This window comes from Paenibacillus amylolyticus (assembly GCF_051136285.1).
In the GTDB taxonomy this organism is placed as follows: domain Bacteria; phylum Bacillota; class Bacilli; order Paenibacillales; family Paenibacillaceae; genus Paenibacillus; species Paenibacillus amylolyticus_F.
In genome coordinates, this window is the sequence record NZ_CP194938.1 from 3,626,212 (window position 1) to 3,649,860 (window position 23,649).

Genomic DNA, 23,649 nt, shown 5'->3' on the forward strand with positions numbered 1-23,649 from the left:
ATGTTCTAATTCGCGTTTGTTTCGTTTCGATATCTAGTTTTCAAAGAACAAGCTTATAAAATCTTGTTGGTGGAGCCAAGCGGGATCGAACCGCTGACCTCCTGCTTGCAAGGCAGGCGCTCTCCCAGCTGAGCTATGGCCCCATAATTCACCCCAAAAAGTGAAGTATGGCTACGAAGTTTATTCCGATTACTTTTCGGGGGCCCCGTACAAAAACACTTTATGAAGTTTAAATGGTGGGCCCTGGTGGACTCGAACCACCGGCCTCACCCTTATCAGAGGTGCGCTCTAACCAACTGAGCTAAGGGCCCACATTATAAAATTATCGAACCCATAATGGGTTACGCTTGGCGGCGTTCTACTCTCCCAGGACCCTGCGGTCCAAGTACCATCGACGCTGAAGGGCTTAACGGTCGTGTTCGGGATGGGAACGTGTGGAACCCCTTCGCTATCGCCACCAAACGTTTGAGAGTTTGAGCTCTCAAAACTGAGCAACGAGTGAGTTAAAAACTTTACGAAGTAAAGCTCGCTTCGGAAGCATACTTCCTGAAGACTTTTTGAATGTTTCCACGCGGGAAACGATTCTCCATAGAAAGGAGGTGATCCAGCCGCACCTTCCGATACGGCTACCTTGTTACGACTTCACCCCAATCATCTATCCCACCTTCGGCGGCTGGCTCCTTGCGGTTACCCCACCGACTTCGGGTGTTATAAACTCTCGTGGTGTGACGGGCGGTGTGTACAAGACCCGGGAACGTATTCACCGCGGCATGCTGATCCGCGATTACTAGCAATTCCGACTTCATGCAGGCGAGTTGCAGCCTGCAATCCGAACTGAGACCGGCTTTGCTGGGATTGGCTCCATCTCGCGATTTCGCTGCCCGTTGTACCGGCCATTGTAGTACGTGTGTAGCCCAGGTCATAAGGGGCATGATGATTTGACGTCATCCCCACCTTCCTCCGGTTTGTCACCGGCAGTCTATCTAGAGTGCCCACCCGAAGTGCTGGCAACTAAATATAAGGGTTGCGCTCGTTGCGGGACTTAACCCAACATCTCACGACACGAGCTGACGACAACCATGCACCACCTGTCTCAACTTTCCCCGAAGGGCACCTGATGCATCTCTGCTTCGTTAGTTGGATGTCAAGACCTGGTAAGGTTCTTCGCGTTGCTTCGAATTAAACCACATACTCCACTGCTTGTGCGGGTCCCCGTCAATTCCTTTGAGTTTCAGTCTTGCGACCGTACTCCCCAGGCGGAGTGCTTAATGTGTTAACTTCGGCACCAAGGGTATCGAAACCCCTAACACCTAGCACTCATCGTTTACGGCGTGGACTACCAGGGTATCTAATCCTGTTTGCTCCCCACGCTTTCGCGCCTCAGCGTCAGTTACAGCCCAGAGAGTCGCCTTCGCCACTGGTGTTCCTCCACATATCTACGCATTTCACCGCTACACGTGGAATTCCACTCTCCTCTTCTGCACTCAAGTCACACAGTTTCCAGTGCGATCCGGGGTTGAGCCCCGGGATTAAACACCAGACTTACATGACCGCCTGCGCGCGCTTTACGCCCAATAATTCCGGACAACGCTTGCCCCCTACGTATTACCGCGGCTGCTGGCACGTAGTTAGCCGGGGCTTTCTTCTCAGGTACCGTCACCTTGAGAGCAGTTACTCTCCCAAGCGTTCTTCCCTGGCAACAGAGCTTTACGATCCGAAAACCTTCATCACTCACGCGGCATTGCTCCGTCAGGCTTTCGCCCATTGCGGAAGATTCCCTACTGCTGCCTCCCGTAGGAGTCTGGGCCGTGTCTCAGTCCCAGTGTGGCCGATCACCCTCTCAGGTCGGCTACGCATCGTCGCCTTGGTGAGCCGTTACCTCACCAACTAGCTAATGCGCCGCAGGCCCATCCCCAAGTGACAGATTGCTCCGTCTTTCCAGTTTCCTTCAGGCGAAGAAAACAAGTATTCGGTATTAGCTACCGTTTCCGGTAGTTGTCCCAAGCTTGAGGGCAGGTTGCCTACGTGTTACTCACCCGTCCGCCGCTAACCGTCCGAGAAGCAAGCTTCTCTTCAAGTCCGCTCGACTTGCATGTATTAGGCATGCCGCCAGCGTTCGTCCTGAGCCAGGATCAAACTCTCCAATGAAGATGAATTTGGTCAGCGTCGTTAAACGCTATCAAACTCATCGGGGTATTGAAAAGAGCGATAAGCTCATTTTGAATCTGACGAGATTAAAAATCTCATTTGTGCTCCAGTCGACCCAAGCCAAGGCTTGTCTCGAACTTTCGCGTTCATTCTGCAAGCAGAATGTTCACTCACTCGTTGTTCAGTTTTCAAAGATCAAACTTGTTTTTTTGTCACCATTTTGTCTCAGCGGCGACTTTTATAATATACCACACTCTGTTTGTTTCGGTCAAGCTTTTTTTGAAATTATTTTTCGAAGTTCACAGTGAACTTCGTTCGTTTCAAGTAAAGCGTGTAACCAAGCAAGCAAAGCAACGAGATATAATGTACCATATATCTTTCCCAATAGTCAACTACCCAAACAAAGAAAACTTCAACCCTAACAATAGCCCAACGCCCGGTAGACCTAAAACAGTAACCGTCCCTATCGTTGCAGGGTTCAACGGGATATACATCCCTGTTACCCAGCCAGAGTAATTTACGATATAGATTCCAGCTGCCACCAGTACCAGATGAATTCCGATCGATGTAAAAATCGATAATCCTATTCGTTTTCTAAACAAAACGATAACAAGTGCCAACAGAGATGCCACCAATATACTTCCCAGAATAATGCTCTTCATATTCATCACCTCCAACTGTAATCGAGACACCCTCTAAACGTACCACACTAAATGCTAACTTCTTGCTTAGTAGTTGCCATATCCACCCCAATTAACCTTTTCGCCCGTTTTAAATGAATTTGATATTTCCTCTCTGCCGCTTCAAGCACATAGATGGCATAATCAATCTCGTCCTCTCCCAGCGCGTCTTCAAACTGTCTCATCGCACGTTCCCACTCCTGTTTAGCCTTCTGCACATCCACATAAATCTGCTCCGCCTCCAGATCCGCCAGCTCTCTCTTCCGCTTCTCCCCTAACCTTTGAGTTAAACGCCACATCAACACAATTCCCCCTCCTTTTCTTCTACACAGCACATTCTCATACATATCAAGAAGGGGACAAACTTAGAACTTTGACTTATGTTTTAACGCAAAAAAAAAGAGAGAGCTCGCGGCTCTCCCCTGTAGTTACAATCGATTTGTACATTTAGTTTTATAAAAAATTACATCTTTATCACGCTGAAAGACAACAATGACCCTTAGCGCATTTCCCTGCGACCTTCTAACGCTTTCGAGAGTGTAACCTCATCCGCATACTCCAGATCTCCACCCACAGGCAGTCCATGGGCAATACGGGTAACACTAATCTCAAATGGACGCACTAGACGGGAAATGTACATCGCTGTAGCTTCACCCTCAATATTCGGGTTCGTCGCCAGAATCAATTCTTTAACCCGTTCATCACTCAAACGCGTCAAGAGTTCTTTCAAACGTATATCATCCGGACCGACTCCCTCCATCGGAGAGATTGCCCCCTGCAATACATGATAGTATCCATCAAATTCCTTGGTACGTTCCATAGCCACCAAATCTTTCGAATCTTGAACTACACAGATGACAGAACCATCTCTCGACTTATCCTGACAAATCCGGCAAGGGTCCGTATCCGTAATATTACAACACACAGAACAATAATGAAGATTACGCTTCACACTGACGAGTGCTTTGGCAAAATCAATAACGTCATCTTCCTTCATGTTAAGCACATGAAAAGCTAAACGCGCCGCCGTCTTTGGACCCACCCCCGGAAGACGGGTGAAGGCGTCAATCAGCTTAGCTATCGGTTCAGGATAATACAATCGGTTGTGTCTCCTTTGGACAGGATTAATTTAAATTAAAATAACCCCGGAATATTCATGCCGCCTGTAAATTTGCCCATATCCTTATTGGCAATCTCATCCGCTTTGGCCATAGCATCATTAACAGCAGTCATCACAAGATCTTGAAGCATTTCAACATCTTCCGGATCTACCGCTTCAGGCTTGATGGTAATAGAGAGCAGTTTTTTATGTCCATTTACTTCAGCTGTTACAACCCCGCCACCAGAAGTCCCTTGGACTGTTTTGTCCGCAAGCTCCTCCTGCGCTTTCAACATCTGCTCCTGCATTTTCTTCACTTGTTTCATCATTTGGTTCATGTTATTCATATCCGTCATCTCCTTTATTGTGGTTATCTCAATATATACACACTTCATTTATTTCATTGCACTACTCTTTAATGACTACAAGACCCTCGCCAAATAACTGAATAGCTTCATCAATCCAAGGCTGCTTATCACCTGAACCACCATCTTCATGCTCAGGTTCAAGCTTAAAATCCTCCTTTGGCGTCTCAGAAGCTCCTTCCATCGCGCCAGTCCAATCTCTGAGCATCATCGTCACAAGTCGCGCTTGACGCCCGAGCTGTTCGGAAAGCACCCGCTCAATGACATCACGATTCGCCTGCTTCTCTGTTGTTTCACGATGGATGTTGTTTTTGAAAGCGACCAGCACGTTGTCTTCGAGCAGCGAAACCGGTTCTCCATCCATAAACCAGGCATGAACCGTAACCTTCTCCTCTTTAACACGCTGCAGAATCTGGCTCCACTTTTTGCTGATCTCCGCGAACTCCGGAGACCCTTTGCGCGCAATATATTGATCCAAATTTGCCGGGAGCTTCACCGGGGCGTTAGCCCTGGACATTGGCGCGCGCGATGCTGGCCGAGCAGGAGCACTTGAAGCAGCCTCTCCACCCGACAAACCGCTTTTGAGCGCCCGGTCAAGCTTCTTCTCGAGCTCGGTTAGCTGTTGTTTCAACCGATTGATCTCTCCGGCATCAGCTGGTGTTGATGGAGAAGTTGCCCCAACCGATACAACCGCTCCACCTGAAGCCGGGATACTACACAGTTTAAGCAGAGCCACCTCAAATAATGTCTGCGGTTGAACTGCATATTTCATCTCACTCTGGTACCGATTCAGCGTATCGATCATCTGGAACAACTGTTCCTTCGTGAAGGATTCCGCCATATCTCGAAACGATTCCGGATTCAGCACTCGATCCGTCAGCTTGTCCGCATCCGGTACCATTTTGATCATCAGCAGATCACGGAAGTAATAGAGCAGATTCTCCATGCACTTGTCCGCACTTTTACCCTCGTGCATAAAGCCTTCAATCATCTGTAAAATATGACCGACATCTCCTTTGAGCAAGGAAGCTGCGAGCTTGGCAAATTGCTCCGAGGCAATACCACCAGTCATATCCATAACCTGCTGATACGTTACTCGCCCATCGGTAAATGAAGAGATTTGATCCAGAACGCTGAGCGCGTCCCTCATCCCCCCATCAGATAAACGGGCAATGTACTGTAATGCATCATGATCTGCTTCCATACCTTCCTGTTCACAGATCAAAGTCAGTCTAGCTGTCTGCTCCTCCAGGGATACCCGGCGAAAGTCAAATCGCTGACAGCGCGATATAATCGTAGCCGGCAAACGATGTGGTTCTGTCGTTGCCAAAATAAACATTACATGTGGCGGTGGTTCCTCCAATGTTTTGAGTAAAGCATTGAACGCCTCTGTCGTCAACATGTGTACTTCATCAATAATATAAACCTTCTGCCGGACTTCGGTTGGGGCATATTTCACCTTTTCCCGAAGATCACGGATCTCCTCGACGCCCCGATTGGAGGCAGCATCAATCTCCTGCACATCCATGACAGCGCCGTTCGTAATTCGGCGGCAAGCCTCACACTCGTTACAGGGCTCAGTTGCAGGTCCACGTTCACAGTTTACAGCTTTGGCCAATATTTTGGCCGCGCTTGTCTTCCCCGTCCCTCGGGGCCCGCTAAACAAATAGGCATGGGAAGTCCGCTGCTCACGAATCGCGTTCTGCAAGGTCTGAATAATATGTTGTTGTCCCACCATATCCTGAAACGACTGAGGACGCCACGCCCGGTATAACGCGATATGCTCCATGATGCGTTACCTTCCTTCCACTTCGCATTCGAGTCCGTTGTCGTCACCCCATTATACTATATTCCAGGATGAATCCAAACTTTATCTGACACATTTCATGCGCTGTTTTATAACATATCAAAAAAGACCCCTGCATTCATACTGCTGCAAAGGTCTCTACATTTTAAAAGTTAAGCCGTGCACCTGCTATCGATATTTGCGATCCAAGCGGCACCCCTGAACAATAGCTCGGGCTAGGCAACCCTCCGGCACAAGAGTGATCTCACTTATGGCTGCTTCCTTCCGGACCTGACCAGGTTCATGAGTACTCATTGCGGAGGACCCAACCGTCAACACCACGTTCAGGGACCAAACCTCACATCGACAAAACCTCTAACAGGAATTCAACCTCGCTATAGCGGATTGCGAGTTACAGGGCACCGCTACCTCCCCGTCTAGCACGGTAAGAAATAGTATAACGTAAGGTAGTTCAAAATGCAACTGGCCGGAACATGGAAACGGTACACTTTCTCTCTGCATATGTAACTAAAAACCCCTGCCGAAATAGCAGGGGTGATTGAGATACAATAATTAGACAATCCGCAAGGAATTGTGCTATTAGATTCCGTATTTCTTTTTGAAACGATCTACACGGCCGCCAACATCGATAAACTTCTGTTTACCTGTGAAGAACGGGTGGCACGCGGAGCAAATCTCTACACGAAGTCCGTCTTTAACCGAACCAGTCTCAAAAGTATTACCGCATGCGCAGGATACTTGACCAATCGTGTAATTAGGATGAATTGCTTCTTTCATTACCTTTCACCTCTTTCCGCCCTGAGCCTCAAGCGGACCCAGAGTAAATGGCACAACACAGCAGATTATAACACGGCCTAAACCCTGTTGCAATCTAATTCATTCAAGAGGTGATCAGCTTTTTGGGACGAGCCATCCCTGCCGGTGGAACATGAGTATATGACCCGATAACAACATCCGGTAGCTCTTCAGCAAAGATCTCCAGCATCTGCTTCATACCCAGAATATCGCCCTGTGCCGGGGGAATCAGTCCCAGATAACTCTCGGGGTCAATATTCAAATTGCGCATCTGTACCAAACGAAGATTAGTCCGGCGGGCAAACTCAATCATCGCCTCAATCTCTTCCTCACGATCGGTTACACCCGGGAAGATTAGATAGTTGATGGATGTGTATACGCCCTGCTCCGCAGCATACTTCATGGATTTCTCTACATTAGCCAGTGTATAACCACGAGGTTTGTAATATGCGTTGTAATGATCATCCAGTGCACTGATCGTACTTACACGCATCAGATCAAGTCCTGCGTCCACAATGCCGCGGATATGATCATTCAGACCAGCATTAGTGTTAATGTTGATATACCCCATATCCGTAATGGAGCGTACTTCCCGAATAGCTTCGATAATCAGCTTGGCCTGTGTGGAAGGCTCTCCTTCACATCCCTGTCCGAAACTAATAATGGATTCAGGCGTTTTGAGATGCTCCAGCATTACTTCAACGATCTCATCCACACGCGGGCGGAAATTCATCCGTGTCTGTGGTGATACAAAACCACTGTCATCCGGCTGTTCGGAGATACAACCGAAACAGCCAGCATTACAAGAGTAGGATACAGGAACTCCGCCTTCCCAGCGATTCAAGAACGTGTTGGAAGAAGTAAGACACTCATAACCAAGTGCGCAATTGGACAGGTGGGTGTACAAACGATTTTCCGGGTACTTTTCGGTAAACCGCTTAACACCGGAACGTACATCGTCACGATCACAGTTCATCGGGTTCCATTTCTCGGGGATATCGGATTGAGAAGCGGTAACGTAAAATCCCCCATCTTTCCATACGACAGCGGAATAACCGAACAACGGCAGCTTGTATTCCTTATCCGTTTTCACGTAACCGGGCAAACACAGACGCGTGAAACCTTGCGGCAACAGTGCACCTACGGCTTGTGTATCACTTGGCAACGGTAGCATCTCGCCCGTATCCGGGTTCATACCAATCGGCCGGGTACTCGGAAGCCCAACCAACGTTGCGCCTTCTGGCAGAGGAATCAACTCATCCTCCATAATCTCCACGATCATATCTCCGCTGCGGGCAAGCCCGTACAGGGAAGGATGATCAAATACATTACCTTTTTCATCTGCGTATACTAAATACATGATGTTCTCCTCACATATATTGGGTTAAACCTAACGACGATTGTATTATTATGCAGCCACATTGCAGTCCAGCCGCAAGCGTGGTGTTACAAATTATGCATGGTTCCATGTGGTACCGGGGTGTAAAGAAAAATGTTAATTCGACGTTCCCGATGTAGCCGTTTGTCTCGGGGAGCGACGAGTAGTTGTTGTTCCTGCATTGCTGGAAGGGCTGTTACCAGCCGCATCAAACGCAGCCAGGAACTCGGCGTTCGTTTTACTGTTCCGCAGTTTCTTCAGGAAACCTTCAACGAAGTCATGCGAATCATTCATATTTTTACGAATGGCCCAGATCGTATCCAGCTCTTCTTTGCTAAGCAGTACCTCTTCACGGCGTGTACCGGAACGGCGAATATCGATGGCAGGGAAAATACGGCGTTCAGCCAATTTGCGATCCAGATGAAGCTCCATGTTTCCCGTACCTTTAAATTCTTCATAAATGATGTCATCCATACGTGATCCGGTATCAATCAGCGCAGTGGCCAAAATGGTCAAGCTGCCGCCTTCCTCCACATTACGAGCGGAACCGAAGAAACGCTTCGGACGATGGAATGCCGCCGGATCAATACCACCGCTTAATGTACGTCCAGATGGCGGAATCACCAGATTGTATGCACGAGCCAGTCGTGTAATGCTGTCCAGAAGAATAACGACATCCTTTTTCGCCTCAACCAAACGCAGGGCACGTTCTAGTACCAGTTCTGCTACCTTGATATGGTTTTCCGGCAACTCATCAAATGTGGAAGCCACAACTTCCCCTTTTACCGAACGAGACATATCCGTTACTTCCTCTGGACGTTCATCAATCAACAGGACAAAAAGTTCAATTTCGGGATTGTTAGTTGAGATGCTGTTGGCAATTTCTTTGAGGAGAAGGGTTTTACCGGCTTTGGGAGGTGCTACGATCAATCCACGCTGTCCCAAACCTACCGGGGCAAGCACATCCATGATACGTGTGGATAAATGGCTCGGGGATGTTTCAAGAACCAGTTTTTTCTGCGGGTACAATGGAGTTAATGCCGGGAAGTGAAGTCTCTCTGCAGCCGCCGATGGATTCTCACCATTCACAGCGTTGACTTGCAACAAACCGAAATATCTTTCATTTTCCTTTGGCGTCCGGCATTTACCCGACACAAGGTCACCCGTTCTTAGATCAAACTTGCGAATCTGTGAGGCCGAGATATAGATATCTTCTGTACTTGGCAAATAGTTAATTGGTCTCAAGAAGCCGTAACCTTCTGGCAAAATCTCAAGCACACCTTGCATAAACATTAAACCGCTTTGTTCCGCTTGTGCGCGGAGTATAGCAAAAATTAATTCTTTCTTTTTAAGGGTCCCGTAATAAGGAATCTGGTATTTTTTCGCCAGCTTATAGAGGTCCGTTAATTTCATTTCTTCTAAATCAGCAATCTGTAGATCCATATAATAACCACCTATTCAATTAATGAGTCCGTGAAATGGATAGTTTCGTTAGCTACACAAGCTATAGAGCGCAGTTCATGCCCACAATCTCTTCTGTCCATTGTACGGAATGTAACCGTTAAAATGCAAATACTTGTCTTGGTGTGTAAGTTTTCCGGGTGGAATGGCCATAACATGGCATGATCCGCTAATGAGTGAACTCCTAACATGGGGCGATCGATCCGGGAAGACCGGCTATGGAGCGCAGGTTCAAACAAATCCGGGGATTGGAGAAAGGGAATGATTTTCAAAAACAATATAAGAAATGATGTTCATAAAGCCTTATGATGTTTATTTCAAAAAAAGACCCTCCGGAACAAGAACTTGATACAGTTCATCATATCCGGAAGAGACTTTAAAATCCATTAGAATAGTTTACCCAATTGTATTATAGGATATGCAGCATCGTTATAAACACGCTTCAAGCAAGATGTATACGATGCTGCTCCCATGAAATTGCTATTCGGTTTCCCGCCACACGTCCGCACCAAGCAAACGCAGATTGGTCACCAAGTGATCGTAACCACGATCAATAAATTCAACACCCGTCACCTCGGTAACACCTTCACTGACGGTAAGCCCAGCAATGACCAATGCCGCACCGGCACGAAGGTCAGATGCTTTCACTTTAGCCGCATTCAGAGCACTACCTTCAATAATGGCTGATCGACCTTCTACACGAATTTTGGCACCCATACGAACCAGCTCAGGCACATGTTTGAACCGATTGCTGTATACAAAGTCGCTCAGTACACTTACACCGTTCGCTTGTGTTAATACACTGGTCATCGGGGACTGCAGATCGGTTGGGAAGCCTGGATATACCAATGCTTTTACATCAACATGACTGTACTTCGGCTGTCCAATAACACGAATGCTTTCGTCCAATTCCTCGATACCCACTCCCATCTCCAGTAACTTGGCTGTTAAAGCCTCGAGATGTTTAGGAATGACATTATCAATGAGTACATCCCCGCGCGTCGCCGCTGCAGCGATCATATACGTACCGGCCTGAATTCGGTCGGGAATGATGGAGTGACGACAGCCCTTAAGCTCCGAAACCCCTTCGATTCGGATCGTTTCCGTACCTGCACCCTTGATGCTGGCACCCATGGAATTCAGAAGTGTTGCTACATCTATAATCTCAGGCTCTTTAGCCGCATTTTCAATAATTGTAGAGCCTTTGGCACGAGTGGCCGCCAGCATAATGTTGATGGTTGCACCAACACTGCTTACATCAAGATATATTTTAGCTCCGCGCAGCTCTTTAGCATGCAGATGGATGGAGCCATGTTCATTGGTTACTGTCGCGCCAAGCGCTTCGAACCCTTTGATATGTTGGTCAATCGGCCGAGGCTCAAAATTACAACCTCCAGGTAAACCTATTGTTGCTTCTTTAAAACGTCCAAGCAGTGCCCCCATCATATAATACGAAGCACGAAGCTTCTTCACGGGGCCGTTCGGCATGGGAATTGATTTAATATCGGAAGGATCGATTTTCATCTGACTGCCTTCCCAAGTTACACGTGCTCCAAGTTCCTCCAAAATTTCCGCATAAACTGCCACGTCACTGAGTAACGGCAAGTTATCCAACACGACCTCTGACTCGGCAAGCAATGCTGCAGGAATAAGTGCAATGGCGCTGTTTTTGGCGCCGCTTATAGTTACAGTTCCCTGTAACGGACGTCCGCCGCTAATCATCAATTTTTCCATAAAGCTTAATGTCCCCCTACGTGTTTTGCAGCCGATGAACGGCAATACGTGCTGATGGCTAACGATGTAGAAATAAGGTGTGAAAATGGAAAGACACCGGCTAGGCGGTGTTCTTCCATTTCACAGTATGGAACTCGTAAAAATAAATTACGCTTTGTTGTTGGAACCGAACTCACGAATCTTACCTTTAACCGTTTCTTTAATTGCTTCGCGGCCTGGTACGATGAATGTACGCGGATCGTAAGCATCCGGTTTAGCAGCAAGCACTTCACGAACCACTTTTGCAAAAGCAATTTGGTTTTCAGTGTTTACGTTAATTTTGGATGTTCCCAGGGAGATTGCTTTATCGATATCGTGTTTAGGAATACCTGTACCACCGTGCAATACGAGTGGAACTTGTACCGCGTCACGAACTTCTTCCATTTCTTTGAAGCCCAGGTTAGGCTCACCATGGTAAGGACCATGCACGGAACCAAGAGCTGGTGCCAATGTGTCGATACCCGTTTCTTTAACGATACGGATACACTCGTTCAGGTCAGCATACATGATACCGCCAATAACGTCATCTTCTTGTCCGCCTACAGTACCTACTTCAGCTTCTACAGAAACGCCTTTAGCGTGAGCATATTCAACTACTTTTTTAGTCATTTCGATGTTCTCATCAATAGAATGATGGGAACCGTCGATCATAACGGATGTAAATCCAGCATCGATCGCTTCTTTACATTTGTCGAAGCTTGAACCGTGATCCAGGTGGATCGCAACAGGTACGGAGATTTTCATGTCGTGAATGAGTCCTTCTACCATTTTAACTACAGTGTAGAAGCCACCGATATGACGTGCTGCACCTTCGGATACACCCAGGATTACTGGGGATTTTTCTTCTTCAGCGGCAGCAAGAATCGCTTGAGTCCACTCAAGGTTATTGATGTTGTATTGACCAACTGCATATTTTCCTTCAAGTGCTTTGTTCAACATGTCTGTCATAGATACTAATGGCATGGTTTCAATCCTCCTAGGGGTTTGGGTTGTGTCTATGGTTTTTAGCCGAAATCACATACGGGCTTATTATACCACATCCCATATCAAATACTAAACAAGCATTTGCAAAAATGCTGTGCTTTGCAGCACAGTTTTCAGAGATACGGCATGATGACGTCACCATTTTCAATATTCCCTACAGAAACAGGTGAAATACCCCATTTTCTCATGATTACACACAGACAGGTGAATGACGCAAAAAAAAATCCTGTGTCTACAGGATTTTAGCTGCACTTGTTCGCTGCACCATTGCGGAGTTGCATATTAACAGCCACACGCATCTCATCAATATCAAACGGTTTCGTAAAATGCATAAGCGCACCAAGATCAGTAGCTTCCTTAATCATGTCAAGTTCTCCATACGCCGTCATCATAATAACCTTGATATCCGGGTCAATCTCCTTGATATGCTTCAGTATTTCAAGCCCATCCATCCCCGGAATTTTCATATCCAGCAAAACCAGATCCGGCTTGTCCTTATTGACGATTTCGAGCGCAATTTTGCCGTTCGCCGCCTGAAATGTGTTATACCCTTCGCTGCTGAATACTTCCATCAGTAGAATTCGAATACCATTTTGGTCATCGACAATCAGAACTTTTTTCTCTTCCACACTGTAACCTCCTAGAATTAGGAAAGCATATACACATTGTATCTGGATAACTATCCCATAGTCGTCATGATAAGTATTCTACCTCTTCCATTTAAATCCTCCTGTGATCTCAAATTGACAAAATATAATTTAATCCACTTTTTCACCAAAAATAAAAGGGTGCTTCAGCCCCTTACCAGCAGCTAGAAACACCCTTCAATGCTTAATTTTTGAACAAACGAATTGCTTTATTTCTCTGCATTCTCCAGAGAAGCTTTCACGAACTCACGGAACAATGGCTGCGGACGATTTGGACGGGAAGTGAATTCCGGGTGGAACTGCACTGCCAGGAACCAAGGGTGTCCTGGAAGTTCCACAATCTCAACCAGACGTCCGTCCGGTGATGTACCGGAAATGACAAGGCCCGCTTTTTCAATCGCTTCACGGTATTCATTATTGAACTCGTACCGGTGACGGTGTCTTTCATATACCAATTCATCATCATAACAAGCCATCGCCAAAGAACCTTCCTGAAGCTTACAAGGGTACAGACCCAGACGCATGGTGCCACCCAGATTTTCGATATCTTTCTGTTCAGGCAACAGATCGATGACCGGGAATTCAGTAGCCGGGTTGATCTCGGAACTGTTTGCACCGTTCAATCCAACGATGGAACGCGCATATTCAATTACGGAAACTTGCATACCAAGACAAATCCCGAAGAACGGAATATTTTTCTCACGAGCATAACGGATCGCGGATACCTTACCTTCAATACCTCTGTCGCCGAAACCTCCAGGAATGAGAATTCCGCCAACGCCGTGAAGCAGGTCGCCTACGTTCTCATCGGTAACATCCTCAGAATGAATCCAGCGAATTTTCACATCCGCATTGGAGGCAAAGCCTGCATGAGACAATGATTCCACAACACTCAGGTAAGCATCATGCAGCGCTACATATTTACCAACGATGGCAATCTCAACTGTACGCTCCAACTTGTTGATCCGATCAACCAGCCCTTCCCACTCGCTCATATCCGGTGCAGGAGTAGTCAGTTTCAGGTGGTTTACTACGATCTCATCCAGACCTTCTTCACGAAGGTTGAGTGGTACTTCATACAACGTGCTCGCATCGCGGCATTCCACTACAGCATTTTCATCGATATCACAGAAGAGTGCGATTTTGGCTTTCATGTCCTTGGACAACTCATACTCTGTACGGCAAACGATAACGTTTGGCTGGATACCAATGCTCCGCAATTCCTTCACGCTATGTTGTGTTGGTTTTGTTTTCACTTCGCCGGCAGCTTTGATATACGGAATCAGCGTAACGTGAATGTACATCACGTTGTCACGGCCTACATCACTCTTAATCTGACGGATCGCTTCCAGGAATGGCAAGCTTTCGATGTCGCCCACCGTGCCGCCAATCTCTGTAATAACGACATCCGAACCCGCTTCACGCCCAGCGCGGAATACACGCTCCTTGATCTCGTTGGTGATGTGCGGAATCACTTGAACTGTACCGCCCAGATACTCTCCCCGACGCTCTTTGCTAATAACGGAAGAATACACTTTACCTGTTGTGACATTGCTGTTTTTGGAGAGGTTGATATCGATAAAACGCTCGTAGTGACCAAGGTCAAGATCCGTTTCTGCACCATCATCTGTTACGAATACCTCACCATGCTGATAAGGACTCATCGTTCCCGGGTCAATATTGATGTATGGATCGAATTTTTGAATCGTTACCTTGAGTCCTCTGTTCTTCAGCAGTCTGCCCAGCGAGGCTGCCGTAATCCCTTTGCCCAGGGAGGACACAACTCCGCCCGTCACGAAAATATACTTTGTCACTGTTATTACCCTCCTAATATAAGTACAGAAATTCAGGCGATATATGGTGTTATCGTAACCCGTTTCCCAGGTAATCATCGTTAAAAAGAGCAATGGCAGAAATTAACTGCATCTGCAAACTGCTCTTTCCAGCGAAGACGGCTTGAACTACACATCGTTCCTGACAAAAAATAATGCAAACTTTCCGGGAGCCTTCATCCACGCTTGTCCCCAAACCGATCATCGCTTAAGGGTTCCATTTTCTTGTTTGAAAATACAAAAAAAACAGGCCGCAAAGGGTTGGCCGGGAGCAGTCGGAAAAGTAATCGTTTGACATCATTCTGTCTCTAAAAATACAAAAAGAAAGTACTCCCGCAGGACGGGGCACTTTCTCTAAAAAACATAAATATATTCTCGCTCATTCATAAGCCCATGCAATAGTTTACCCGTTACCCCGCCTGCTGTCAAGGCTGACTATCGGGGGAAAACGGGTAAATATCAGACACCAAAAAGGACTACCCTTTATCGGAATCGTCAGCAAATTCTTCCTCGTCTTCGGACTCTTCATCGTCTTCATCGAGGTCTTCATCTTCCAGATCATCATCTTCAACCAAAACTTCTTCTTCGCTGTCGTCTTCGTCAAAGATGTCATCTTCATCTTCATCTTCGTCTTCATCTTCGTCTTGATTATCTTCTGTGGTGTCGAAGTCTTCGTCGCTGTTGTAGCTGTCTTCCTCTTCACCAAAGTCTTCGTCTTCCAGATCATCATCTTCATCGTTGATGATACGCGGACGCTTCGCACCCGTCATGGAATCTTCCGATCCAGCCGGATACCAGCGTTTCAATCCCCACAGACTCGTACCGACGCATGCAAAACGGCCATCGATATTAATTTCGGTATACAGCTGGGCAATATACTCGTTGATCTCTTCATCCGTCATTCCGCGCTGCTTCGCTACCTCATTCATCAAATCCCGGTAGTAATACGGCGTGTTGGCCGCTTTCAGCACCATAAAGGCAAGATCCACCAAAGGAATCTCTCTCACCTTTTCTTTATCAATTTTCAAATTGAGTGAGGTACTCACTGAAGACACTTCCTCTCACACATAATTCACTTTATATCCCCTGCAAACTGGAACGTTACGTATAACATATCCATTAACAAACCTAAGTAAAACCTATTTAGCGTTAAAAAGCAAGTTTTTCTGTAAGCATGTCCCATATTTACACAACCATCTTTTAATCCATATCCCAATCGGCTCATTTCAATGGACGGAATGAACAAAAGACGACTAATCACAATAGTGATCTTTGGAAGGAGCAGAACAAAATCATATGTAAAAGACGGAGTCCCCTCCGCCTTCTGACTGTATACCCTCGTAGGATTGCTCCTCACCAGGTTCCCCGCAAGAGCCCTCTAGCTCTCCATCCATCATATGTACCTGCGCCCGTTTTGACACGAAGAGAACGTGTTTTTGTAAAAAAAGGGCAAGTTCCCCACGCACTGGGATGAACGCATTCATAGAATACCTCAGCATGTTCATCCCGAAGGGGGCAGCCCATAATGGACTATACCGGATTATTACATCAGTTGATTGACGGAATGAGATGCCCCGAGCCTGAACACGGGGGACGTTATCTGATTCGGTTCGCCAAACCGCAGCAATACGAGGCCTGTCTCGTTGAATTATCCCGAATGCGCAATGAATTTACCGATCTGGGAGGCGTTCGGGCCTCCCGGCTTGCCAGAACCCTCATTGCCCCTATACAGAGTCCAGAAATGTTGTATCGTTACGGAGATGACATCACGGTAGAGGAAGATAGCCCTGTCTCTCTGCATTCGACTGCTCTCCACAACAAACCAAGCACGCCTCAAGGTGTACCCTGGGGAGTGAAACAGATTCGTGCCCCCAAGGTATGGTCTGTTTCAACCGGACACCGGATCAAAATCGGTGTTATTGATACCGGAGCAGATTACCATCATCCTGATTTGCGGTATTCCCTTGCCCGTGGCATCAATCTCTTGAACCGAAGCCTGCTTCCCCATGATGACAACGGACATGGTACTCATATTGCGGGCACGATCGCCGCTGCGAACAGCACCGAAGGAATGATCGGTGTTGCCCCGCGCGCTTTGATCTACCCGGTCAAAGCATTTGATCACAACGGGTCTGCTTATGTTTCCGACATCGTACTTGGCATCGACTGGTGCGTACGCAACAAGGTCAATATTATCAATATGAGTTTTGGTATGAAAACACGCAGTAAATCTTTGCTAGATGTGGTCAACCGTGCGTATCACGCCGGTATCGTCATCGTAGCCTCGTCAGGAAATGACGGCAAACGCCGCAGTATTGATTACCCTGCTCGATATCCACAGACCATCTCTGTTGGAGCAACCGACAAAAATAGACGTATTGCTTCATTCAGCAATCGCGGTGCTTATGTGGATGTCTACGCCCCGGGAGACAAAATTGTGTCCTCCTGGGTGCAAGGCAAGCACCATGAGATGAGCGGCACGTCCATGGCGACCTCCCATGTCAGCGGTGCAATTGCACTGCTGCTCGCCAGACATCCCGGCCTGTCTCCGGCCGAGATCAAGTCGCTCGTGAAGCGCGCGACGGTTCCGCTGCGCGCCCGCAAAAGCACCACCGCGAAGAGTAAAATCCGCGGTGGCGAGATTGACGCCCTCAAGCTGATGCAGGAGGGCGGGGGATAAGCCGGCGGACGCTGCAAGCCGCCGGCACCTGTGCTGCGCAGCAATGGATGCCGGCAGATGCCGGGCACGCCTTGCGCAGCAGGCACAAAAAAGTCTCCATGCCCCGCGCGCAAGCAGCTGCTTGCGCGGGGCATGGAGACTTTGTGCCTTCGGTCACGCGGCATGATGTTGCTGCCGCGTGACCGAAGGGGTTACATTTTGTCTGGTGCGGATACGCCCACCAGACGGAGCGCTGTCGCGATGACGGTGCGAACGGCACCGATCAGCGCCAGGCGCGCCTGGGTTTGCTGCGCGTCTTCCGTAATGACGCGCTCAGCCCGGTAGTAACTATGGAACAGGGATGCCAGTTCGTAGACATAACGAACGATGCGGTGCGGCGCATAACCTGTAGCCGCTGCTGCAATCTCTTCAGGCAGTTCACCCATTTTGCGAAGAAGGTCATACTCGTGCTCTGTTGTCAGCTTGGACAGATCAATCTGTGCCAGCGGCAGCAGATCGATGCCTTGCTCTTCGGCTTGACGATACACACTGCATACACGCGCATGTGCATATTGCACGTAGAACACTGGATTTTCATTGGATGTCGAAATCGCCAGATCCATGTCAAAGTCCAGATGGGAATCCATGCTGCGCATCGTGAAGAAATAACGGATGGCATCGATGCCCACTTCATCCATCAAGTCTTCCATCGTTACAGCTTTACCTGTACGTTTGGACATTTTCACTTTCTCACCGTTCTGGAACAGACTGACCATCTGCGCAATCAAGACAACCAGTTTGTCTGGATCGTTACCCAGCGCTTGCATCGCTGCCTTCATACGCGGGATATATCCGTGGTGGTCCGCTCCCCAGATGTTGATCATCGTGTCATAACCACGGGAGTATTTATCGCGGTGATATGCAATATCCGGTGTCAGGTAAGTATACGTACCGTCGTTTTTGATCAGTACGCGCTCCTTGTCATCACCATATTGCATCGTTTTCAGCCAGGTTGCGCCATCTTTTTCATAAATTTCGTTGCGGTCACGCAGCTCGTCCAGTACGCGAAGCACCTCACCATTATCATACAGTGACGTTTCGCTGAACCAGATATCAAAATTCACACGGAACCGGTTCAGGTCCCGTTTGATCTTGTCGAGTTCTTTCTCCAGACCATAATCACGGAAGTATGCTGCGCGATCTCCTGGGTGCATAGACAGCAAGCTATCTCCCTTTTCAGCAACCAGTTCCTTCGCGAAACCTTTAATGTCTTCGCCGTGGTAGCCATCTTCCGGCATTTCAGCATCTTGACCAAGCTCTTGCAAGTAACGTGCTTCAATAGAACGTGCCAGGTTAAACACCTGGTTCCCTGCGTCATTAATGTAATATTCACGAGTTACTTCATAACCTGCGTAATCAAGAATGTTGCACAGTGCATCCCCTACAGCTGCACCACGGGCATGACCCAAATGCAGACTGCCTGTCGGGTTGGCACTAACAAACTCCATCTCAACCTTTTTCCCCGCTCCAACATCGATTTTTCCGTAGTTCTCGCCTTGCTCATGTACCAAGTTAAGCACGGGATAGAGATAGCCCTTGTCCAATTTAAAGTTGATGAATCCAGGTCCGGCAATCTCTGCCTTCTCAATGCCTGCATCCGCAAGATTCAGGTTAGCAATGATCTCCTCAGCAATCTGACGAGGGTTACGCTTGGCAATCTTGGTCAACTGCATCGCTGCATTGGTAGCCAGGTCGCCATGTGACTTCTCGCGAGGAACTTCAAGTGTAATTGCTGGAACTTCCTCCTGTGTTACAATGCCTGCGGCCACAATTGCTTTGCCGATGGCTGTACTTACCCGTTCGTTAATGGTGTCTAGTGGATTACGTGTCATGAATTTGGTTCCTCCTGTATATGCAAACTAATCGCAAAATGTCCGGCTTCTTCATCAAAGCGGTAAAAGTCGTAGCTCCACGCTGCGCGTGCGCTCAATCCCTGAATGGAAAGTTCCAGCTTCTGTGTATGCGTGGACAGGGCAAACGACATATATGGTGAACGGTAAAAACCCGGAAGCTTTCGGTTCAATTCGAACGTCTGCTCCGACTCCACCTCACCATGACGTATAATCTTGATGGATTGTCCGCCCAGCTTCAATGTTGTACGGGTCATGCCTCCCTCGGGTCCAGCCTGTGGCTCTTCGTAACGGACATACAAGTATGTTCCCTTGACCACAGCTTCTCCCTGCATTTCCTGCAGTACATCTTCCCCTTCATAACGGCTGTGCAGCCGGATCTGAACCGGTCGCATCTTCGACATGAATGTTAACCTCCATTATATTCGAGGCGACGCAAAATCAGGATGGCCGGTGAGAACAGCCCTTCCTGAATGATTGTGTCGCTATACACGCTCATATTCCGAATAACTTACTCCTCTACACTCTACTGTATAACTATATCCAGTTCACCCGCTCAATTCAAATCCAATTTCAGAGTTTTTTTGTTACGGCATCAAAAAGAAGAGCCGCACTGGTATCGTGCAGCCCTCCCTCACTTCGCATCTATCTCGTTAGCTCGCTTCATTCATCTTGCTATGTTGTTTATTCATTTTGTTAGTTTCGTTCGTTAAGCAAGCTCTCTTACTTCATTATAAGGAAACGTTTTTAGGCGATATAAAATAATACGTGTTTACCCGGATTCACACGGAAACGCTTCATTCGTATCATCCCCACTGTGATGTATATGGATAAGGACATGTAGACTCGGCCATTTTGGCACGTACGGGCACAAGACAGCCGCAATGACGGCACGTTGTTCCGTACTGCAGATCCGGACACGCCGAACAGATGGCAAGGCGGCGCTCATACTCATCATCTTCTACCGTTGCACGTGAGCGTGCAGCAATCTCAACCAACCGAGCCATTTTGGCATCGCTGATATGAATATCATATTGCCGGTTGCAGCCCTTACATGGTTCATCTCTCACCACACTTAGCCGCTGTTGATGTTCATAGCCTGAGGACATCATGACTTAGCCCTTTACAGCAACCACACCAACGGAAGCCGGAGGTAACACCAATCGTAATGTATTATTCTCCAGAACAAGCCCCTCCCAATCTACAGGCTGTACCCGATCAGGCTGTTCGAATGTATTAAATGCACCAAAATCAGCATGATGGAGAAGTTGCCCTGCCACACTCGCTGCTTGACCTGCCTCAAGCTGGCATACCACTTCAAGCTCATCCGTATGACTCAGATTACATGCCGTCACATGAATAACCCCATCTTTGTTGCGGGATGCCGACAAGCTAAGCTGCGGAATCGTCTCTTCTCCAAACGTATATCCCGGGCTCTCATAACTGAGATCCAGCCGCTGCGCATCCATATGAACCTGATACATATCAAATACATGGTACGTAGGAGTCAGGAGCAGTTTGTCCCCTTCCGTGAGCACAAGGGATTGCAGCACGTTCACGATCTGAGCCAGATTGGCCATCTGTACCCTTTTATTATGCTGATTGAATATGTTCAGGTTCACTGCTGCAAGCACAGCATCCCTTATCGTGTTCTGCTGGTAGAGGAATCCAGGATTGGTTCCCGGTTCTACGTTGTACCATGTTCCCCATTCGTCTACGATAATACCGACCCTGCCTTCCGGATCATATTTATCCATGATCTCCGAATGCTTCACAAGCAATTCATCCATAAACAATGTTTTCTTCAATGTAGTAAACCATTCGGCCTCTCCAAAACCGGTAGCATTCCCTTTGTCTTCCCATACACCTGTCGGAATGGTGTAGTAATGCAGACTGATGCCATCCATGAAACGAGCTGCTTCCCGCATCAGCACTTCCATCCACTCATAGTTGCTGTCATTCGGTCCACACGCAATTTTATAAATTTGATTCCCTGAATAATTACGTACATATGTAGCGTAACGGCGATATTCATCCGCATAATACTCTGGACGCATGTTGCCACCGCAACCCCAGTTCTCATTGCCCACGCCAAAATACTTCAGCTTCCATGGCTCTTCACGGCCGTTCTGCTTCCGCCAGTTCGCCATGGGAGATTCGCCGTCAAACGTAATGTACTCCACCCATTCCTGCATCTCCTGCACGGTTCCGCTACCGAGGTTACCGCTGATATACGGCTCAGTATCAAGCAGTTCACACAATCTCATGAATTCATGTGTACCGAAATGGTTGTTCTCTTCCACGCCGCCCCAGTGCGTATTGATCATGCGCGCACGCTCACTCTTGGGCCCTACTCCGTCTTTCCAGTGATATTCATCGGCAAAACATCCACCCGGCCAGCGAAGCACAGGAATGTTCAGCTTCTGAAGTGCAGTCAGCACATCATTGCGAATACCTTCTGTGTTTGGGATTGGTGAATCTTCCCCCACCCATAACCCTTCATAAATACAACGTCCCAAATGCTCGGAAAAGTGACCATATATATTGCGATTTATTAATCCTTTGTCTGAATCAGCATTTAAAATAACATTTACCATTATTTCAACCTCCTTGAAATATGTTGTCAACGCTTACAATAACCTGTTTTGAGACAGGTTTCAACCCTTTTATTACCTGAAAAAAAGCCCATTTCCATATCAAATCTCAGGAAAAGGGCTTTTTTGTGGTTATATCACTCCGATCCACACAAAAATTTCATATGAATCGTTTATATATTGAATTTATATTTTTGTTATTTCATTTAAAAAATTCTTTAATCCTGATCTGAGTGGAATGAAATTTTGGATAACCAGGTTATTCCTCCGTCCGTTGTCTCATAAACAGCAGGTGTATTCCCACTAGTCACAACAAGCCAGCCAGTCTTAGCTGCCGGGAACGAGATACGGGAGCTGGCCCCTGAAGCTTTTAAATCGATATTTTTCCACGTGGAACCTGCATCAAAGGAACGTCCGATTCCAATCTTATCCGCTGCAGGTGAGCCAGCCGAGAGATAGGCAGTTTGATTTCCGATCAGTGCCATGTTACCGGGATGTCCACCAGGATTAGCCGGGCCGGTTCCTTTCCCCTCCATATTGGCACCTGGTGCCGGCCCCGCCCCTGCTGTCGATTGGGCAAAAACCTGTCTCCACTGCTTTCCTTGATCACCACTTGCATACAGAGAGTAGGATTGCTGGGACATCCCTGCATCTCCATATAGGACAGCCCATACTTGAGAGCCACTCGCATATAGGTCTCCCCCATTCCATGTATCGGATTTGACTCGAAGAGCTGTAGTCCAAGTCTTGCCCCCATCAGTCGTTTTCTCAAGCTTATAGCCGACTCCGGGCACTACTACAACAGCATATCCCAGCTTGTCTGTAGTAAAAGTAACCGCCCTGGTGTTAGCTGGTGTACTAACTTTAGTCCATGTCACACCGCCATCAGCAGTTCGATATGCACCGTTATAGGTGTATCCGTAGCCCGTATTTTTGTCACTAAAATCAATTTGCTTGAATGTTGGAACGCCCGGAGTGTCAAGTCTCTTCCAGTTTGATCCCCCATCATCGGTGCGAATGAGATAGGTTGCTGAAGAGTCTTTCGTTCCTGCGAGTGCATAGCCGGTAACATTATTGGGAAAGTTCAGCTGTTTGAACTGCCACTGCCCAGTGTAGATGGACTGCCAGGTACAGCCTGCATTGGAGGTACCAATCAGGAACCCTTGACCTGCAGCTCGTCCAGTATTTGGATTCAAAAAGTCGATATCCGTGAATTGCAAATTTTGCTCTTCCACGCCATTGCCTTTTTTCAGTTCTGATGATAGCCCATGATCCCCTTTGCCACATGTTGTGGATGAAGATGCTGCGCCGGCATAAGGTAACGTATGCACTAGCCCCATTCCCCATGCCAAGGAGAGTGATAAGGCTGTTGCACCAACCCGCCTCCATGTTTTGGTGTTCTTGATTGTTTTCATTCTCATCGGTAACACCTCCTTCTATCGTTTTACCCCAAATCGCACATCATAATGTAACAATTTAGTTGAAACCAAGTGACAATTTCGCAAGAAAAAACCACC

General features: G+C 47.5%; 19 protein-coding genes, 2 tRNA genes, 2 rRNA genes and 1 other RNA gene. 1 reads left to right on the forward strand and 23 read right to left on the reverse strand.

Going from position 1 to position 23,649, the window contains the following annotated elements; genetic code table 11:
- Nucleotides 1-67 precede the first annotated feature (67 nt).
- The 18 genes from ACR8BL_RS15975 to rpoE form a co-directional block, all read right to left on the reverse strand.
- A tRNA-Ala gene (locus tag ACR8BL_RS15975) sits at nucleotides 68-143 on the reverse strand.
- 91 nt (nucleotides 144-234) lie between these two features.
- Nucleotides 235-311: transfer RNA gene (locus tag ACR8BL_RS15980), tRNA-Ile, on the reverse strand.
- Nucleotides 312-345: 34 nt separating this feature from the next.
- Nucleotides 346-462: ribosomal RNA gene (rrf, locus tag ACR8BL_RS15985) — 5S ribosomal RNA — on the reverse strand.
- Between the two features lie 130 nt (nucleotides 463-592).
- Nucleotides 593-2,148, reverse strand: a 16S ribosomal RNA gene (locus tag ACR8BL_RS15990).
- A gap of 392 nt (nucleotides 2,149-2,540) precedes the next feature.
- On the reverse strand, nucleotides 2,541-2,810 hold the full coding sequence (locus tag ACR8BL_RS15995; RefSeq protein WP_434748543.1) for a pro-sigmaK processing inhibitor BofA family protein: 270 nt from the start codon (nucleotides 2,808-2,810) through the stop codon (nucleotides 2,541-2,543).
- Nucleotides 2,811-2,857: 47 nt separating this feature from the next.
- Nucleotides 2,858-3,127 carry a DUF2508 family protein gene (locus tag ACR8BL_RS16000; protein WP_434753142.1) on the reverse strand — a complete coding sequence of 90 codons (270 nt, stop codon included), beginning with the start codon at nucleotides 3,125-3,127 and terminating at the stop codon, nucleotides 2,858-2,860.
- Nucleotides 3,128-3,327: 200 nt separating this feature from the next.
- Complete coding sequence (recR, locus tag ACR8BL_RS16005; protein WP_434748544.1) at nucleotides 3,328-3,927, reverse strand: recombination mediator RecR; 600 nt, start codon at nucleotides 3,925-3,927, stop codon at nucleotides 3,328-3,330.
- A gap of 35 nt (nucleotides 3,928-3,962) precedes the next feature.
- Entirely contained in the window at nucleotides 3,963-4,274 is a 312-nt protein-coding gene (locus ACR8BL_RS16010) for a YbaB/EbfC family nucleoid-associated protein (protein WP_366291911.1), read from the reverse strand.
- Between the two features lie 61 nt (nucleotides 4,275-4,335).
- Nucleotides 4,336-6,081: a DNA polymerase III subunit gamma/tau gene (gene dnaX, locus ACR8BL_RS16015; protein ID WP_434748545.1), complete on the reverse strand. Its 1,746-nt coding sequence runs from the start codon at nucleotides 6,079-6,081 to the stop codon at nucleotides 4,336-4,338.
- Nucleotides 6,082-6,256: 175 nt separating this feature from the next.
- An RNA gene (gene ffs, locus ACR8BL_RS16020) (signal recognition particle sRNA large type) lies at nucleotides 6,257-6,524 on the reverse strand.
- A gap of 154 nt (nucleotides 6,525-6,678) precedes the next feature.
- The gene (gene rpmE / locus ACR8BL_RS16025) at nucleotides 6,679-6,876 is read right to left on the reverse strand and encodes a 50S ribosomal protein L31 (protein ID WP_017691286.1); all 198 of its coding nucleotides are present in this window, start codon (nucleotides 6,874-6,876) and stop codon (nucleotides 6,679-6,681) included.
- Between the two features lie 103 nt (nucleotides 6,877-6,979).
- Nucleotides 6,980-8,254 carry a radical SAM protein gene (locus ACR8BL_RS16030; RefSeq protein WP_434748546.1) on the reverse strand — a complete coding sequence of 425 codons (1,275 nt, stop codon included), beginning with the start codon at nucleotides 8,252-8,254 and terminating at the stop codon, nucleotides 6,980-6,982.
- A 135-nt stretch (nucleotides 8,255-8,389) separates the two neighbouring features.
- On the reverse strand, nucleotides 8,390-9,715 hold the full coding sequence (gene rho / locus ACR8BL_RS16035; protein ID WP_434748547.1) for a transcription termination factor Rho: 1,326 nt from the start codon (nucleotides 9,713-9,715) through the stop codon (nucleotides 8,390-8,392).
- Nucleotides 9,716-10,213: 498 nt separating this feature from the next.
- Nucleotides 10,214-11,467 carry a UDP-N-acetylglucosamine 1-carboxyvinyltransferase gene (locus ACR8BL_RS16040; protein WP_434748548.1) on the reverse strand — a complete coding sequence of 418 codons (1,254 nt, stop codon included), beginning with the start codon at nucleotides 11,465-11,467 and terminating at the stop codon, nucleotides 10,214-10,216.
- Between the two features lie 147 nt (nucleotides 11,468-11,614).
- Nucleotides 11,615-12,469: a class II fructose-1,6-bisphosphate aldolase gene (gene fba, locus ACR8BL_RS16045; protein WP_434748549.1), complete on the reverse strand. Its 855-nt coding sequence runs from the start codon at nucleotides 12,467-12,469 to the stop codon at nucleotides 11,615-11,617.
- A 263-nt stretch (nucleotides 12,470-12,732) separates the two neighbouring features.
- Nucleotides 12,733-13,119, reverse strand: a complete 387-nt coding sequence (locus tag ACR8BL_RS16050; protein ID WP_090924863.1) for a response regulator — start codon at nucleotides 13,117-13,119, stop codon at nucleotides 12,733-12,735.
- Between the two features lie 227 nt (nucleotides 13,120-13,346).
- Nucleotides 13,347-14,951, reverse strand: a complete 1,605-nt coding sequence (locus ACR8BL_RS16055; protein ID WP_434748550.1) for a CTP synthase — start codon at nucleotides 14,949-14,951, stop codon at nucleotides 13,347-13,349.
- A gap of 494 nt (nucleotides 14,952-15,445) precedes the next feature.
- Nucleotides 15,446-16,015, reverse strand: coding sequence for a DNA-directed RNA polymerase subunit delta (gene rpoE, locus ACR8BL_RS16060; protein ID WP_434748551.1), 570 nt, complete (start codon nucleotides 16,013-16,015; stop codon nucleotides 15,446-15,448).
- A gap of 479 nt (nucleotides 16,016-16,494) precedes the next feature.
- Between rpoE and ACR8BL_RS16065 the strand changes: the two genes are divergently transcribed.
- Nucleotides 16,495-17,649, forward strand: a complete 1,155-nt coding sequence (locus ACR8BL_RS16065) for a S8 family peptidase (protein WP_434748552.1) — start codon at nucleotides 16,495-16,497, stop codon at nucleotides 17,647-17,649.
- A 191-nt stretch (nucleotides 17,650-17,840) separates the two neighbouring features.
- Here the strand turns inward: ACR8BL_RS16065 and argS are convergent, their stop codons facing one another.
- The 5 genes from argS to ACR8BL_RS16090 all read right to left on the reverse strand — a co-directional run bounded on the left by argS (nucleotide 17,841) and on the right by ACR8BL_RS16090 (nucleotide 23,553).
- Nucleotides 17,841-19,520 carry an arginine--tRNA ligase gene (gene argS, locus ACR8BL_RS16070; RefSeq protein WP_434748553.1) on the reverse strand — a complete coding sequence of 560 codons (1,680 nt, stop codon included), beginning with the start codon at nucleotides 19,518-19,520 and terminating at the stop codon, nucleotides 17,841-17,843.
- The gene (locus ACR8BL_RS16075; RefSeq protein ID WP_434748554.1) at nucleotides 19,517-19,942 is read right to left on the reverse strand and encodes a DUF1934 domain-containing protein; all 426 of its coding nucleotides are present in this window, start codon (nucleotides 19,940-19,942) and stop codon (nucleotides 19,517-19,519) included. Before ACR8BL_RS16075 ends, argS begins: the two co-directional genes overlap by 4 nt.
- A gap of 402 nt (nucleotides 19,943-20,344) precedes the next feature.
- Nucleotides 20,345-20,650 (reverse strand): DUF6171 family protein, encoded by a 306-nt coding sequence (locus ACR8BL_RS16080; protein WP_434748555.1) that lies wholly within the window; start codon nucleotides 20,648-20,650, stop codon nucleotides 20,345-20,347.
- 3 nt (nucleotides 20,651-20,653) lie between these two features.
- A complete protein-coding gene (locus tag ACR8BL_RS16085) occupies nucleotides 20,654-22,135 on the reverse strand; it encodes an alpha-N-arabinofuranosidase (protein WP_434748556.1) in 1,482 nt (493 codons plus the stop codon).
- Between the two features lie 215 nt (nucleotides 22,136-22,350).
- A complete protein-coding gene (locus ACR8BL_RS16090) occupies nucleotides 22,351-23,553 on the reverse strand; it encodes a WD40/YVTN/BNR-like repeat-containing protein (RefSeq protein WP_434748557.1) in 1,203 nt (400 codons plus the stop codon).
- Between the last annotated feature and the right edge of the window lie 96 nt (nucleotides 23,554-23,649).

Coding starts and splice junctions, on each gene's coding strand:
- ACR8BL_RS16080 (WP_434748555.1), bottom strand. CDS start 20,650: ATGATGTCCTCAGGCTATGAACATCAACAGCGGCTAAGTGTGGTGAGA.
- ACR8BL_RS15995 (WP_434748543.1), bottom strand. CDS start 2,810: ATGAAGAGCATTATTCTGGGAAGTATATTGGTGGCATCTCTGTTGGCA.
- ACR8BL_RS16040 (WP_434748548.1), bottom strand. CDS start 11,467: ATGGAAAAATTGATGATTAGCGGCGGACGTCCGTTACAGGGAACTGTA.
- dnaX (WP_434748545.1), bottom strand. CDS start 6,081: ATGGAGCATATCGCGTTATACCGGGCGTGGCGTCCTCAGTCGTTTCAG.
- ACR8BL_RS16010 (WP_366291911.1), bottom strand. CDS start 4,274: ATGAATAACATGAACCAAATGATGAAACAAGTGAAGAAAATGCAGGAG.
- ACR8BL_RS16000 (WP_434753142.1), bottom strand. CDS start 3,127: ATGTGGCGTTTAACTCAAAGGTTAGGGGAGAAGCGGAAGAGAGAGCTG.
- ACR8BL_RS16065 (WP_434748552.1), top strand. CDS start 16,495: ATGGACTATACCGGATTATTACATCAGTTGATTGACGGAATGAGATGC.
- ACR8BL_RS16075 (WP_434748554.1), bottom strand. CDS start 19,942: ATGTCGAAGATGCGACCGGTTCAGATCCGGCTGCACAGCCGTTATGAA.
- ACR8BL_RS16085 (WP_434748556.1), bottom strand. CDS start 22,135: ATGGTAAATGTTATTTTAAATGCTGATTCAGACAAAGGATTAATAAAT.
- ACR8BL_RS16090 (WP_434748557.1), bottom strand. CDS start 23,553: ATGAGAATGAAAACAATCAAGAACACCAAAACATGGAGGCGGGTTGGT.
- ACR8BL_RS16030 (WP_434748546.1), bottom strand. CDS start 8,254: ATGTATTTAGTATACGCAGATGAAAAAGGTAATGTATTTGATCATCCT.
- fba (WP_434748549.1), bottom strand. CDS start 12,469: ATGCCATTAGTATCTATGACAGACATGTTGAACAAAGCACTTGAAGGA.
- argS (WP_434748553.1), bottom strand. CDS start 19,520: ATGACACGTAATCCACTAGACACCATTAACGAACGGGTAAGTACAGCC.
- rpmE (WP_017691286.1), bottom strand. CDS start 6,876: ATGAAAGAAGCAATTCATCCTAATTACACGATTGGTCAAGTATCCTGC.
- rho (WP_434748547.1), bottom strand. CDS start 9,715: ATGGATCTACAGATTGCTGATTTAGAAGAAATGAAATTAACGGACCTC.